At 71.8% G+C, this 280-nt stretch carries 1 pseudogene; it reads left to right on the forward strand.

Annotation, left to right across the window (positions count from 1 at the left end):
• Positions 1 to 79 precede the first annotated feature (79 nt).
• Positions 80 to 280: pseudogene (locus ACFQ7F_RS27030) on the forward strand (tetratricopeptide repeat protein); the annotation flags it as partial.

Here is a 280-nt window from a genome sequence, read left to right on the forward strand (position 1 = left end):
GTCCTTTTTGTTTTGTCGAAGCGCGCCGGCTACCCGGCTGCGCGAGAATGACTGCGGTACCGAAGACTAGGAGTCACCGATGTCCACCAACTCTCCCGACGAGCGACCGGAGCGCGGCCAGCGCAGCCGGGACGGTGGCGACCGGGGCGGAAACCGTGGCGGCGCACCGCGTCGCGACAACGACCGCAGTGGCGGTGGGCGTCCTCCGTTCCGCCGCGACGACCGCCCCACCACCGGTGGCCCCCGCCGTGACGACCGCGACCGGGGTGCTCCGCGTCGT

It is taken from the genome of Streptomyces sp. NPDC056486, assembly GCF_042795295.1.
In the GTDB taxonomy this organism is placed as follows: domain Bacteria; phylum Actinomycetota; class Actinomycetes; order Streptomycetales; family Streptomycetaceae; genus Streptomyces.